Source organism: Bradyrhizobium sp. WBOS08, from assembly GCF_024585125.1.
Taxonomy (GTDB): domain Bacteria; phylum Pseudomonadota; class Alphaproteobacteria; order Rhizobiales; family Xanthobacteraceae; genus Bradyrhizobium; species Bradyrhizobium japonicum_B.
The window spans coordinates 168,516-181,925 of the sequence record NZ_CP028988.1 but is presented as its reverse complement, the minus strand read 5'-3'; the positions used below and the strand labels follow the sequence as shown (position 1 = coordinate 181,925).

Annotated in this window: 11 protein-coding genes; 9 read left to right on the top strand and 2 right to left on the bottom strand. The window is 65.5% G+C overall.

Going from position 1 to position 13,410, the window contains the following annotated elements; translation table 11 throughout:
- The first annotated feature begins 108 nt into the window (after positions 1–108).
- The 6 genes from DCM80_RS00890 (at position 109) to DCM80_RS00865 (ending at position 8,216) form a co-directional block, all read left to right on the top strand.
- Positions 109–3,114, top strand: a complete 3,006-nt coding sequence (locus DCM80_RS00890; protein ID WP_257195310.1) for a molybdopterin cofactor-binding domain-containing protein — start codon at positions 109–111, stop codon at positions 3,112–3,114.
- Entirely contained in the window at positions 3,111–3,923 is an 813-nt protein-coding gene (locus DCM80_RS00885; protein WP_257195309.1) for a xanthine dehydrogenase family protein subunit M, read from the top strand. Before DCM80_RS00890 ends, DCM80_RS00885 begins: the two co-directional genes overlap by 4 nt.
- Positions 3,920–4,438, top strand: coding sequence for a (2Fe-2S)-binding protein (locus DCM80_RS00880; protein ID WP_257195307.1), 519 nt, complete (start codon positions 3,920–3,922; stop codon positions 4,436–4,438). Before DCM80_RS00885 ends, DCM80_RS00880 begins: the two co-directional genes overlap by 4 nt.
- Complete coding sequence (locus tag DCM80_RS00875) at positions 4,431–5,972, top strand: AMP-binding protein (RefSeq protein ID WP_257195306.1); 1,542 nt, start codon at positions 4,431–4,433, stop codon at positions 5,970–5,972. Before DCM80_RS00880 ends, DCM80_RS00875 begins: the two co-directional genes overlap by 8 nt.
- A 29-nt stretch (positions 5,973–6,001) precedes the next feature.
- A complete protein-coding gene (locus tag DCM80_RS00870; RefSeq protein ID WP_257195305.1) occupies positions 6,002–6,808 on the top strand; it encodes an enoyl-CoA hydratase/isomerase family protein in 807 nt (268 codons plus the stop codon).
- 76 nt (positions 6,809–6,884) lie between these two features.
- Positions 6,885–8,216, top strand: a complete 1,332-nt coding sequence (locus tag DCM80_RS00865) for an MFS transporter (protein ID WP_257195304.1) — start codon at positions 6,885–6,887, stop codon at positions 8,214–8,216.
- 130 nt (positions 8,217–8,346) lie between these two features.
- On the opposite strand, the gene DCM80_RS00860 is transcribed toward DCM80_RS00865, so the two are convergent.
- Together DCM80_RS00860 and DCM80_RS00855 are read right to left on the bottom strand one after the other, a co-directional pair.
- A complete protein-coding gene (locus tag DCM80_RS00860) occupies positions 8,347–9,081 on the bottom strand; it encodes an SDR family NAD(P)-dependent oxidoreductase (protein ID WP_257195303.1) in 735 nt (244 codons plus the stop codon).
- A 10-nt stretch (positions 9,082–9,091) separates the two neighbouring features.
- Positions 9,092–10,132: a LacI family DNA-binding transcriptional regulator gene (locus DCM80_RS00855; RefSeq protein WP_257195302.1), complete on the bottom strand. Its 1,041-nt coding sequence runs from the start codon at positions 10,130–10,132 to the stop codon at positions 9,092–9,094.
- Between the two features lie 197 nt (positions 10,133–10,329).
- On the opposite strand from DCM80_RS00855, the gene DCM80_RS00850 reads away from it, so the two are divergent.
- From DCM80_RS00850 to DCM80_RS00840, 3 genes are all read left to right on the top strand, one after another.
- A complete protein-coding gene (locus DCM80_RS00850) occupies positions 10,330–11,628 on the top strand; it encodes an ABC transporter substrate-binding protein (RefSeq protein ID WP_257195301.1) in 1,299 nt (432 codons plus the stop codon).
- A gap of 62 nt (positions 11,629–11,690) precedes the next feature.
- A complete protein-coding gene (locus DCM80_RS00845) occupies positions 11,691–12,578 on the top strand; it encodes a carbohydrate ABC transporter permease (RefSeq protein ID WP_257195300.1) in 888 nt (295 codons plus the stop codon).
- 4 nt (positions 12,579–12,582) lie between these two features.
- A complete protein-coding gene (locus DCM80_RS00840) occupies positions 12,583–13,410 on the top strand; it encodes a carbohydrate ABC transporter permease (RefSeq protein WP_028137867.1) in 828 nt (275 codons plus the stop codon).

The window sequence follows — 13,410 nt, the reverse complement described above, 5'->3', positions numbered from 1 at the left end:
AATGAGACGATTTGGTAAGTCGTGAGAGCGGGCGGTATGGGCCCTGCAACCCTGTCCTGACAAACGTCACCGTCGCGTCAAAGAACGCGTCGGGAGGGTTGGCGGGACATGGTGGAGGCTGCGGTTCAATCCGCAAATTCGGAAAGTCGCGCCGAGCCGTGGGTCGGGCGTTCGATCGAGCGCGTCGAGGACGCCGCGCTGCTCTCTGGCCGCGGCCGCTTCATCGACGACCTCGGCGTCCCGCCCGGCACGCTGCACGCGACGATTTTGCGCTCGCCGTACGCGCATGCCGACATCCTTTCCATCGACGTTGAAGCTGCCAGGCGCCTCGCTGGTGTTGCGGCGGTTCTGATCGGCAGCGACATCAAGGCCATCACCAACAGTCTCGTCGTCGGCGTGAAGGCGCCGGTCGAGTGCTGGCCGATCGCGATCGATCGCGTGCGCTATGTCGGCGAACCCGTTGCGGTCATCGTGGCGATCGACCGTGCCCGCGCCGAGGATGCGGCGGAGCTCATCAACGTCGAATATCGTCCGCGCGGCGCCATCGTCGATCCGCTCGGTGCACTCGCGCCTGGCGCGCCCGTGCTGCATGACGGCTTTCCCGGCAACCTCGCCAGCGATCGCACCTTTCGCTATGGCGATCCCGAGAAGGCCTTTGCGGACGCGCCGCATCGCTTCTCCATCGACGTTCGCTATCCCCGCAACTCCTGCACGCCGATCGAGACCTATGGCGTCGTCGCCTCGCACGATGCCGGCGAGGATGCCTATGAGGTGCTGGCCAATTTTCAGGGGCCGTTCAGCATCCACACCGTGATCGCCCGCGCGCTGAAAGTACCGGGCAATCGCCTGCGGCTGCGCACGCCGCCGGATTCCGGCGGCAGCTTTGGCGTCAAGCAGGGCGTGTTTCCCTACATCGTGTTGATCGCTGCTGCCGCGCGCGTCACGCAGCGTCCGGTCAAATGGATCGAGGACCGGCTCGAACATCTCACCGCGTCGGTGTCGGCGACCAACCGCGCGACGACCTTGTCGGCGGCGGTCGCTGCCGACGGAGAGATCCTCGCGCTCGACTGGGACCAGGTCGAGGATTGCGGCGCTCACTTGCGTGCGCCCGAGCCCGCGACGCTCTATCGCATGCATGGCAACCTGACCGGCGCCTACGACATAAGCCACGTCAGCGTCCGCAACCGCGTCGTTGTCACCAACAAGACGCCGACCGGCCTCAATCGCGGTTTTGGCGGGCCGCAAGTCTATTTCGCGCTGGAACGTCTGGTGCAGCGGATTGCAACAGGCCTCAAGCTCGACCCGCTCGACGTCATCAAGCGCAACCTGATCGATGCGGGCGCATTTCCATATCGGACCGCGACCGGCGCGCTGCTCGATTCCGGCAATTACCAGGAAGCCGTCGCGCGGGCGGTGGAGCAGGGCAGGCTCGCTGAACTGAAGGCAAAGCGCGACGCGGCGCGGGCGGAGGGGCGTCTCTACGGCATCGGCTTCACTGCAGTGGTCGAGCCCAGCGTGTCCAACATGGGCTACATCACGACCGTGCTGACGGCGGCCGAGCGCCGCAAGGCAGGTCCCAAGAACGGCGCGCAGGCGACCGCGACCGTCGGTCTCGATCCGGTCGGCAGCGTCACGGTCCACGTCGCCTCGGTGCCGCAAGGGCAGGGCCATCGCACCGTGCTGTCGCAGGTCGTGGCCGACGTGTTCGGCCTTCAACCGAAGGACATCCGCGTCAACACCGAGATCGACACTGCCAAGGATGCCTGGTCGATCGCGTCGGGCAATTACGCCAGCCGCTTCGCCGCGGCCGTGGCGGGCACGGCGAAGCTGGCGGCGGAACGCATCGCCGGCCGTCTTGCCCGCATCGCCGCCAGCCAGCTCAACGTCGCCGCCGCGGACATCGTGTTCGCGAACGGCTTCGTTGCCTCAAAACAGAATCCGGAGAACCGGATCGCGTTCTCGCGCGTCGCAGCCCTCGGCCACTGGTCGCCGGGTTCGCTGCCCGACGATGCCGGCCAGACCATCCGCGAGACCGTGTTCTGGACGCCGCCGGAGCTGACACCGCCGGACGAGGATGACCGCATCAACTCCTCGCTCTGTCACGGATTCATCTTCGACTTCTGCGGCGTCGAGGTCGATCGCGTCACGCTCGAGACGCGGATCGATCGCTACGTCACCATGCACGATTGCGGTACCATCCTGCATCCCGGCATGGTCGACGGCCAGATCCGCGGCGGCTTCACCCAGGCGCTCGGCGCTGCCCTTTACGAGGAATACGCTTACGCCGAGGACGGCAGCTTCCTGACGGGAACGCTCGCCGACTATCTGCTGCCGACCACCACCGAGGTGCCGGAGCCCGAGATCTTCCACATGCAGACGCCGTCACCGTTCACGCCGCTCGGCGCCAAGGGCGTCGGCGAGGGCAATTGCATGTCGACGCCGGTGTGCCTCGCCAATGCGGTCGCGGACGCGCTCGGTGTTGCCGATGTCACCCTGCCCCTGGTGCCGGCGCGGCTCGCGGAGCTCGTGCGCGGTGCCGAACCGCCGCCGCCCGCAGGCGGAGCGACCGGCGAGCCCGTTCGCGAAGGCGACCGGCGGCTGCGCGGCGAGGGACAGGCCTCGGTGAAGGGCGCGCCCGAGCAGGTCTGGACCATGCTGCTCGACCCCGCCACGCTGCAATCGGTCATTCCCGGCTGCCAGCGTGTCGACAGAGTTACCAACACCCATTTCCGCGCCGACGTGACGCTCGGTGTCGGCCCGGTCACGGGGCGCTATCGCGCCGACGTGCAGCTGTTCGATCTCGATCCTCCGCGCTCCGTCACCTTGCGCGGCGGCGCCACCGGCGCCCTCGGCTTTGGTAACGCGGAGGGGCGCATCACGCTTGCTCCCGACGGCGAGGGTGGGACCAAACTGACCTACCAATACGACGCCGCGATCGGCGGCAAGGTGGCCAGCATCGGCGGCCGCCTGCTCGACGGCGCCATCCGCGTGGTCATTGGACAATTCTTTGCCGCGCTCGCCCGCAAGGCCGGCGGTGGCGGCGAGACGGGCCTCCGCTTCTCGCTGTTCGCGCTTCTGGCGAAGGCGGCCGGCCTGTTCGGGGGACGCCGATGAAGCCGGCTGCATTCGACTATCTCCGCGCCGAATCCGTCAGCGATGTCCTCGAAGGCCTCGCGCAGCAGGGGGGCGACGCCCGCGTGCTCGCCGGCGGCCAGTCGCTGATGGCGATGCTCAACATGCGCCTCGCCAAGCCGAAGCTCTTGATCGACATCATGCGTCTCGAGGAGCTGCGCCGGATTGAGCGGACGAAAGATACGATCGTCATCGGCGCCGGCGTGCGCCAGGCGGATCTGCTGGCCTGGTCCGATCTTGCAGAGGCGCTGCCGCTGGTTGCACTGGCGCTGCCCTGGGTCGGGCACATGCAGACCCGGAGCCGGGGCACGATCTGCGGCTCGCTGGCGCATGCCGATCCCAGCGCCGAGATGCCGCTGGCGCTTGTTGCGCTCGGTGGCGAGGTGCTCCTGCGCAGCGTCAAGCGCCGCCGCCGCGTCGCTGCAAGGGACTTCTTCGCCGGCATGATGCTGACCGCCCGTGCCGATGACGAGTTGATCGAGGGCATTTCGCTGCCGGTCAAAGGATCGCGCGTCGCCTTCCGCGAGGTTGCGCGCCGTCACGGCGATTTTGCCATCGTCGCCTGTGCCGCGATGGAGACGTCATCCGGCGTGCGCCTCGCCGTCGGCGGCGTTGCCGACGTGCCGACTGCGCGCGACTGGCCGCGGCTGGAGGGTAGCGCACTCGACGATGCGCTCAACGCCTTCGCCTATGAGCTCGGCGCCCGCGACGACGTCCACGCCACCGCGCGGTATCGCCGCGACCTCGTGCGCATGATCGGCCGGGACTTGATCGGCGAGGTGCTGCAATGACCCGCCTCAAGGCAGATCGCCGCCATTCCATCCGCTTCTCGCTCAACGGCCGGTCCGTGGAGGGCGAGGCCGAGCCGCGCACGCTGCTTTCTGATTTCCTGCGCCACCAGCTCGGTGCGACCGGCACCCATGTCGGCTGCGAGCACGGCGTCTGCGGCGCCTGCACCATCGTCGTCGACGGCATGCTGACCCGGTCCTGTCTGACGCTGGCGGCGCAAGTCGATGGCTGCGAGCTGAAGTCGGTCGAAGGCCTTGCGCCTTCGGCCGACCGGCTCGGCGTGTTGCAGCAGGCGTTTCGCCGCAACCACGCGCTCCAGTGCGGCTTCTGCACCGCGGGCATCTTGATATCGCTCGACCACTATCTCGCCTCGCATCCGGCACCGACCGAAGCGGAGATCCGCAATCTCCTCAGCGGACATATTTGTCGCTGTACCGGTTACACCCCGATCATCCGCGCCGCCCTAGAGGCTGCCGCCCAGCTCGCTTCATCCCCAAAAGAGACGTCCGATGCTTGATCTCGCCAGCAGCTTCGTGGCCAGCGCCGCGCGCGATCCGAACGTCATTGCCTTGGTCGACGGCGATCTCTGCCTGACCTATCGGCAATGGTACGACAAGATCTCTGCGCTCGTGGCATCCTTCCGCCGTCTGGGCCTCAAGCCCGGCGATCACGTCCTCACGCTGCTGCAGAACCGCTGGGAAGCGGCGACGCTGCACTGGGCCTGCCAGTTCGCCGGCCTCGTCATCACGCCGATCAACTGGCGCTCCAAGGCGGACGAGCTCGATTACTGCATCGAGAACGCCGAAGCCTGCGCGGTGTTCTATCAGGACATCTCCGCGCAGGCGGTGCAGGGCTCGGCGCGAACGGGCAGGCTACTGTGCGTGTCGGTTGATACCGGAGCGAGCGCGACCTGTTTTGCCGATCTCATCAAGGAGACCGCGCCGGACGCCGATCCACGCGTCGGCGCCGACGCCTGGTCGATCATGCTGTACACCTCGGGCACCACCTCGCGGCCAAAGGGCGTGCCGCGGCGGCATCGCGCCGAGCGCGCCGCAGCGATCGCCCATGTCGCGCAGAATCTTTACGGCCGTGGCGAGCGCACGCTCGGGGTGATGCCGCTCTACCACACCATGGGGGTCCGCTCGCTGCTGGCGATGTCGCTGATCGGCGGCGCATTCATCTGCTTGCCGCGCTATGACAGCCGGCAGGCGCTGGCCCTCATCGAGAGAGAAGAGATCACCAACCTTTATCTGGTCCCGACGCTCTATCATGACCTCGTCCATCACGAAGACTTCGCCGCGACCAACGTCTCCAGCGTGCGCAAGCTCGGCTTCGCCGGCGCGTCGATGACCGATGGCTTGCTCAGGAAGCTGAACGAGGCGTTCAGGCCGGAGCTGTTCGTCAACCATTACGGCAGCTCGGAGATCTACACCTTCACGGTCGACCAGAAGGCCGCGGCGAAACCCGGCTCGGCCGGCAAGGCGGGCCTGAACCAGCACGTCAAGGTCGTGCGCATCGGTGCGCGTTCGGCTGCGGAGCTTGCCGCCGTCGGTGAGGAGGGCGAGATCATCGCAACGTTGACCGGCGACGAAGCGTTCGAAGGCTACTGGCGTCGCCCGGAAGCCGACGCCAAGTCGTTGCGTGGGGGTTGGTATTTCACCGGCGATACGGGTTTCGTCGATCCTGCGGGCGATCTGTTCGTCACCGGTCGCGTCGACGACATGATCATCACGGGCGGCGAGAACGTCTCGCCGGTCGAGATCGAGAGCTGTCTGTCGCTGCATCCCGCCGTCGACGAGGTCGCGGTGGTCGGAATCGACGACGAGAAGTGGGGCAAGATCGTCGCTGCCTTCGTCAAGCGCAATCGCGCCGTCTCGGAAGGTGAGCTGGAGCAGTTCTGCCGCACATCGGGGCTCGCCAATTTCAAGCGGCCGCGGCGCTACGTCTTCGTTGATGCCATCCCGAAATCGCCGGTCGGCAAGCTGCTGCGACGATTGCTCGTCGCCGGAGAATACGAGGCCGAGCGTCCGCCGCCGTCGGACGCGGCCTGAAAATCATCCATCAACAGAAGGAAACCCAAATGCCGTCAGCCTATCCCTTTACCGATCCCCGGTTGGCAAAACTGAGCGGGTTCAAGGTCGAGATCGACGAGGTGCATGAGCGCGCCGACGTCATTCTGGGACGACCGCCCTACAACGTCGTGGCGATGCCGCAGCGCGACCAGCTGCGGCTGACGTTCGAGACCCTGGACGAGGATCCGCGCGTCCGCATCATCGTGCTGCGCGCCGAGGGCGAGCATTTCTCCAGCGGCGGCAATATCGGGGGCTTCATGGAGGCGAGCCCCGAGCACGTCTCCAAGCTCGCCTGGAATATCGCGGCCCCGGCGCGCTGCGCCAAGCCGGTGATCGTTGCCAACCGCGGCTATTGCTTCGGCGTCGGCTTTGAGCTGTCCCTCGCTTGCGACTTCCGTATCGCGTCCGAGACGACGCAATACGCGCTGCCGGAGCAGAAGCTCGGCCAGATTCCCGGCTCGGGCGGCTCTGCGCGCCTGCAGAAGATGATCGGCATCACCCGCACCAAGGACATCGTGATGCGCTCCAAGCGGATCTCGGCCAGGCAGGCCTATGAGTGGGGCATCGCGACCGAATGCGTGCCGGATGCCGAGTTGGAGAATGCGACCGACAAGCTCGTGGACGAACTCCGGTCCTTCTCGCCGCTGGCACAGCGTACCGCCAAGAAGCTCCTCAATGACACCGAGGATTCGACGCTCGCCATCGCCATCGAACTTGAAGGCCACTGCTACAGCCGCCTGCGGCAGTCCGAGGACTTCAAGGAAGGCGTCGAGGCCTTCAACGCCAAGCGGCCGCCGAAATTCGTCGGCCGTTGATACTGGACGCAACGAACTGCCGCGGGTCGCAATGGCGCGGGCCGCGGCGCCAATCAAACGGGGGAGGTAAGACGACATGAGTGGGATGGATATGCCGGTCGCGGCTGCGCAAGCACCGGCCGATAACAAGCAGATGGTCAACGCGGTTATCGCATCGGTGCTCGGATGGGCGCTCGATCTGTTCGATTTGTTCATTCTGCTCTACGTGGCGCCGGTCATCGGCGCGCTGTTCTTTCCGTCGAGCAATGCGGCTCTGTCGCTCGCCGCTGTCTACGGTTCGTTCGCCGTCACGCTGTTGATGCGACCGCTCGGCTCGGCGGTGTTCGGACACTATGCCGACGTGCACGGTCGCAAGCAGGCGATGCTGGTCGCAATCGTCGGCGTCGGCCTCAGCACCGCGGCTTTTGGCTTGCTGCCGACCATCGCGCAGGCCGGCGTGATCGCGCCGATCATCTTTCTGATCCTGCGTCTCGTGCAGGGCGTGTTCGTCGGCGGCGTCGTGGCCTCGACCCACACGATCGGCACGGAATCGGTCCCCCCGCAATGGCGTGGCGCGATGTCCGGCCTGGTGGGCGGCGGCGGCGCCGGTATCGGTGCATTGCTCGCGTCCTTCGTCTTCCTGGTCACGTCGTGGATTTTCCCCGGTGACGCCTTCGCGGTCTGGGGCTGGCGTGTCATGTTCTTCTCGGGGTTGCTGAGCTCCCTGCTGGGCTGGTTCATCTTCAGGAATCTGGAGGAGTCGCCGTACTTCAAGGAACTCAAGCGCCAGCAGGGCAGTAAGCAGGCAAAGGTCTCGAAAGCCCCGGTCAAGGACGTCTTCTCCGGTGAATATCGCGGCGTCCTGCTGATCAACCTGCTCATTACCTTCGGCGGCGGCGCCGGCTACTACCTGACCTCCGGCTATCTGCCGAGCTTTCTGAAGGTGATCAACGCGGTCCCGAACCAGACCGCTTCGCTGATCCTGATGGGTGCGAGCGTCTCGGCATTCTTCGCCGCGGTGCTGATCGGGGCGCTCAGCGACCTCATCGGCCGCAAGAAGACGTTCTTGCTGATCGGCGTCCTTGCGGCGGTGCTGTTGCCGCTATGCTATCTGAACCTTGCCGCAACCAAGGACACGACGCAGATCACGTTGTATGCGTTCGCCATCGCCTTCATCGGCAATGCCGGCTACGCGCCGGTGCTGATCTTCCTGAACGAACGCTTTCCTACGGCGCTCCGCGCCAGCGGTACGGGTCTGTCCTGGAACATCGGCTTTGCGCTCGGCGGCATGATGCCGACCTTCGTCTCGCTGGTGAGCGGCAGCCCCGCGCAGATCCCGATGTCGCTGGCCTGCTTCGCCGTCGGCGTGTTCGTGATCTACCTCATCGGGGCCGTCGTGATCCCCGAGACCAAGGGCAACTTCCGCTGAGGTCGATCGGCGCGGCTGCACCTTTGGCCGCGCCGCCACATACGTATCGGGGCCGGTTCCGGCAAACTGGGATCAGCCAGCGAAGTTGGGTGAATGCGAAGCCCCCAAAACGGCTGACGCTTCGGATCAATCATCCCGCCAAGAAACCTCCGTCAACTGACACGACCGTGCCGGTCGCGTATCGCGAGGCCGGCATGCAAAGGAAAGCAACCGCGCCGGCGATGTCTTCCGGTTGTCCCCAGCGCTTGAACGCAGTGCGGTCGGCGATGCGCTGATAATGCACCGGGTCGGTGCGGCCGGCCGCGTTGATCGCGGTTTCGATATAGCCTGGTGCAACTGCGTTGACGCGGATGCCATCCTCGGCCCATTTCAGGGCCAGTGCCTTGGTCAGCATCACGACGCCGCCCTTGCTCGCGCAATAGGCCGGGATCCGCGGCAGCGCCAGCGTCGCGTTCATCGAGGCGATGTTGACGATCGAGCCCTTCTGCTGCGCGAGCAACGGATGGAACGCCATGCAGGTCCGGAACGTGCCGGTGAGATTGACGTCGATCACCTTCATGAAGGTCTCGATCTCGAATTCCTTGTCACGCGCCAGGATGCCGGCGCAATTCACCAGCGCGTCCGCGCGCTTGTGCTGCCGGGCGAAGGCGGCGACGGCCGCATCATCGGTGACATCGAGCGTGGCGAGCATGAGACCCGCGCGCGGCTTGAGCAGAGTGCGGGCGAGATCCGCGTCATTGGCGCCCGTTGCCGTCACCGTCGCGCCGAGATCGCAGAACTGGTTGCTGATCGCCGCACCAATGTCGCCGGCGCCGCCGATCACGACGGCATGAAAGCCGGGCGCGAGAGAAAAGTTCGAACTCATCGGGAGGGTCTCACTTCAGGGATTTCGGAGGCGGCGCCGTGGATTCGCGAACCACCAGCGAGAAGTCGATCTCCCGGTGCATGATGGTCTGCTCGCCGGCAAGGCTACGTACGAGGTATTCGCCGGCGCGCTGCCAGGTTTCGCCTGTTGGAACGTGGATCGTAGTCAGACTCGGCCGCAAATGGCGGCTCCAGTCGAGATCGTCGAAGCCGACCACCGACAGATCGCGTGGCACGGAGAAGCCATCGCGCTCCGCCTCGAGCAGCACGCCATAGGCGATGACGTCGTTGCCGCACACCACCGCCGTCGGGCGGTCCTTGAGATTGAGGAGATAGCGGGCCGCTTCGCGCGCGTCGTCCAGCGTGTAGGGCACCTCGACATGCCATTGCGGGGGAAGCTCGATGCCGCTTTCGCTCAGCGCGCGGCGAAAGCCGGCAACGCGCGCGCTGGCACGGTCGTTGTTGCGCTGGAGCGCCGAGACGATCCCGATGCGGCGGTGCCCGAGCTCGATGACATGCGCAGCCGCGCGATGGGCGGCCGCCTCGTTGTCGGTGCCGACGCAAGGGTAGGGCCTGTCAGGCTGGTAGATGCCGACATTGATGAACGGCACCGCATTGTCCGCCAGCAGTTTTCGCAAGCCGTCGTGGTGGCAGTCGCCGCGCAGAACGAGGCCGTCGACGCCGCGGCTGATCAGATTGCGCGCCTGCTGCAATTCGACGTCGAGATCGTAGCCGCTCGTGGTGAGGAACAGCATGTATCCGACCGACGACAGATATTGCTGCAGCGAGGCGATGCCGCGCGCGAACATCGTGTTGTCGATCGTGGGCACGATCGCGCCAAGGGTCCGCGAACGCCGCGACGAGAGGATGCGCGCGGGCGCATGCGGAATATAGCCGAGTGCCTCGATGGCCTGCTCGATCCGCGCACGCAGGGAAGGGCTCACCGCGTTGGGATTGTTGAGGGCGCGCGACACCGAGGCCGTCGACACGCCGGCGCGCGCTGCCACGGCTCGGATGCCCTGTTTCATCGATTTGGCGCTGGTCAATCTCATGGAATGTAACGTTACATCGCGGACAGCGAGACGTGAAGTGGCTGAACAACCTAATTTTGCTGCATAATGCAACGCGTGTCCATCGCTTGACACTCCGGATATCAGAGCTAGATTGTAACCGTTTACAAAGCCTGTTTAATCAGGATGCGTTCAAGAAGGCTTGCCGACCCAAGGCAGCCAGCCGGGAGGAGAGTTCGATGAAGGCCAGGATGCTCGCGACGCATGTCGCGCTGCCCGTTCTCGCAATAGCCGTCAGCGGCCAGGCCCATGCCGCCGATTTCGACTGGATGAAGTTCAAGGGCAAGACGGTCACCTTTCTCGCCAACAACAACCCGGTCTCACAGGCGCTGCTGACCTACAAGGCCGATTTCGAGAAGTTGACCGGCATGACCCTGAAGGTCGACGGCTATCAGGAACAGCAGATGCGACAGCGTCTGGTCACCGTGATGAATGCGAACAGCGACGAGGTCGACGTGTTCATGACGCTGCCCTCGCGCGAGGGCGAGCAGTTCGCCGCGGCCGGCTGGTATGGCGATCTCACGGCGATGGCCAAGAACCAGGTCGCCAAGGATTACGATCCAGCGGGGCTGAGCCAGGCCCTGCTGAAAGCCGCGACGTTCAACGGCAAGCTCACCAGCATGCCGATGAATATCGAAGGTCCGATCTTCTACTACCGCACCGACATCTTCAAGAAGTGCGGGCTCGAGGCGCCGAAGACCATCAAGGAGGTCGAGGCTGCCGCCGAGAAGATCAAGACCTGCGACAGCACGGTGACGCCGTTCGTCTCGCGTGGCCTCAAGCCCGCGGTCGCCTACACCTTCAGCAACATGCTGCACAATATCGGCGGCACGTACATCGCCAATGGCAAGTCGAATCTCTGCTCGGCCAAGGGCAAGGAGGCGCTCGACACCTATAGCCGGCTGCTGCGCGATTTCGGCCCGCCCGGCGTCGTCAATTACAGCTTCCAGCAGATCTCCGCATTGTATCGCAGCGGCCGCGCCGCGATGGCGTTCGAGTCGTCGAACGAGCTCCGCACGGTCATGGAAGGCGGCGCGCGCCTGAAGGACACCGGCCTCTTGCCGTTCCCGGCCGGCGAGGCCGGCCAGGTGCCGACCACGATCGGCTGGGGCATGGCGGTGTCCTCGCACAGCAAGCAGCCGGACGCGGCCTGGTATTTCGTGCAGTGGGCGACCAGCCCCGACGTGCAGAAGAAGATGGCGCTGCAGGGCATCGCACCGCCGCGCCCGTCGGTCGCCAAGGACCCGGAATATCGCAAGTGGATCGACGAGGAGCCGGTCCGCAAGGAATGGCAGGCCGCGCTCGACGTGCTCGCCACCAAGGGTACGTCCGAAGTCGGTTATCCCATCGTCGCCAATCCGCAATCGCGCGAGTTCATCGGCCAGGCCGTGCAGGATCTGATCCTGAAGCAAAAGCCGATCGACCAGGCCTGCGCGGATGCGGACAAGGGGCTGGATGCGCTGATCGCGCTGAACTGACCGCCCGGTGCCGGCCGGCTCGCTGCCTGCCGGCACCTCATTCGATCGAAGGACAGGAACGCATGTCTGATACGGCTGCGCCACTCACGCAGGACCGGCAGAAGCTGGAGATGGCGGCGCTCTCGGCGCCGGCCGTGCTGTTCACGGTCGCGATGATCGCGTTTCCCGTCGTTTATACGATCTGGCTCGGCTTCCAGACCTTTTCTTCCACCGGCAAGCAGTCTTTCGCGGGTCTTGCTAATTATTCCAAGCTGATCTCCGACGTCGAATTCTGGCACGGGCTGTGGGTCACGATCGCGCTCTACGTGCTGTCGCTGATGCTGCAGCTCGTCTTCGGCGTCTGGCTGGCGCTGGTGCTGTTCCACGCCAGGCGCCTGCCGGGCATCGTCCGCTCGCTGTTCATCTCGCCCTTCATGATGCCGCCCGTGGTCGCCGGCATGATGTGGCTGGTGATCCTTGATCCGTCGCTGGGGGCGGCGAACTACATCCTGCAATCGTCCGGCCTGCCGCCGTCGGACTGGCTGGCTTCGCCGAGATGGGTCATTCCGACCGTGGCGCTGATCGACAGCTGGCAATGGACCCCCTATGTCGCGTTGATCGTGCTGGGCGGTCTGCAGTCGCTGCCGCCGAGCGTCTACGAGGCCGCCCAGATCGACGGTGCGTCCCCGTTCAAGACCTTCCAGCGCATCACGCTGCCTTTGCTGCTGCCGACCATCGTGACCGCGGCGATCCTGCGCAGCGTCGATCTCCTGCGCTTCTTCGACATCATCTACATCACCACGCAGGGCGGCCCGGGCAACGCCTCGAACACGCTCAACATCTACGGCTTCCGGGTCGGCTTCGAGTTCTTCAACATCGGCTATGCCAGCGCCCTGATGCTGACGCTGACGGCGATCGTGTTCGGCGCCGTGCTCGCCTTCAATCGCCTGCGCGGCGCAGTCGCCTGGTGACGCCATGACCGATGCCGCCAATACCGATCGCTGGATCCGATGGCTCAACACGGTGCAGCTCGTGCTGGCCGGTGCGCTGATCATGGCGCCGACGGTGTGGATGGTGCTGTCCTCGTTCAAGCCGTCCTTCGAGGTCACCGCCTATCCGCCGACGCTGGTCTTCTCGCCGACGCTGGAGAATTACGTCGAGCTGACCAGGACCACGCCGTTCCTGAGCTACGCATTCAACAGCCTCATCGTCACCGTCGGCTCGACCGCGCTGGGGCTGCTGTTCGGCATTCCGGCCGCCTTCGCCGTGTCATGGACGCGGATCACGTGGCCGGCAATCCTCACGCTGGCCGCGCGCATGGCGCCGGGCACGCTGTTCCTGCTGCCGTGGTACGTGATGTTCCGGCAAGTCGGCATGATCGGCTCCTACACCGCGCTGATCCTCAGCCATGCCGTGATCACGCTGCCGATCGTGATCTGGGTGCTGCTGCCGTCCTTCGACGCCATTCCGCGCAGCGTCTTCGAGGCCGCGCAGGTCGACGGATGCAGCGTCACGCGGATCCTCTGGCGCATCGCGATGCCGCTGGTGGCGTCAGGCATTGCGGTCGCGGCGATCCTCGCCTTCGTGTTTTCGTGGAACTACTTCCTGTTTGCGCTGGTGCTCTCCAATGGCGACACCAAGACGCTGATCGCGGCGGCCTTCAACTTCATCGGCGAAGGCTCGACGCAATGGGGCGCCCTCATGGCCGCGGCGACGCTGATCGCATTGCCGCCGCTGGTGCTGGCCGCCCTGGTTCAGCGCTGGTTGGTGTCCGGACTGACGCTCGGCGCGGTGAAAGGCTAG

What these genes read in the sequence shown, in the direction of transcription:
- DCM80_RS00890 (WP_257195310.1), top strand. Translation starts at nt 109, where the DNA reads ATGGTGGAGGCTGCGGTTCAATCCGCAAATTCGGAAAGTCGCGCCGAG.
- DCM80_RS00885 (WP_257195309.1), top strand. Translation starts at nt 3,111, where the DNA reads ATGAAGCCGGCTGCATTCGACTATCTCCGCGCCGAATCCGTCAGCGAT.
- DCM80_RS00880 (WP_257195307.1), top strand. Translation starts at nt 3,920, where the DNA reads ATGACCCGCCTCAAGGCAGATCGCCGCCATTCCATCCGCTTCTCGCTC.
- DCM80_RS00875 (WP_257195306.1), top strand. Translation starts at nt 4,431, where the DNA reads ATGCTTGATCTCGCCAGCAGCTTCGTGGCCAGCGCCGCGCGCGATCCG.
- DCM80_RS00870 (WP_257195305.1), top strand. Translation starts at nt 6,002, where the DNA reads ATGCCGTCAGCCTATCCCTTTACCGATCCCCGGTTGGCAAAACTGAGC.
- DCM80_RS00865 (WP_257195304.1), top strand. Translation starts at nt 6,885, where the DNA reads ATGAGTGGGATGGATATGCCGGTCGCGGCTGCGCAAGCACCGGCCGAT.
- DCM80_RS00860 (WP_257195303.1), bottom strand. Translation starts at nt 9,081, where the DNA reads ATGAGTTCGAACTTTTCTCTCGCGCCCGGCTTTCATGCCGTCGTGATC.
- DCM80_RS00855 (WP_257195302.1), bottom strand. Translation starts at nt 10,132, where the DNA reads ATGAGATTGACCAGCGCCAAATCGATGAAACAGGGCATCCGAGCCGTG.
- DCM80_RS00850 (WP_257195301.1), top strand. Translation starts at nt 10,330, where the DNA reads ATGAAGGCCAGGATGCTCGCGACGCATGTCGCGCTGCCCGTTCTCGCA.
- DCM80_RS00845 (WP_257195300.1), top strand. Translation starts at nt 11,691, where the DNA reads ATGTCTGATACGGCTGCGCCACTCACGCAGGACCGGCAGAAGCTGGAG.
- DCM80_RS00840 (WP_028137867.1), top strand. Translation starts at nt 12,583, where the DNA reads ATGACCGATGCCGCCAATACCGATCGCTGGATCCGATGGCTCAACACG.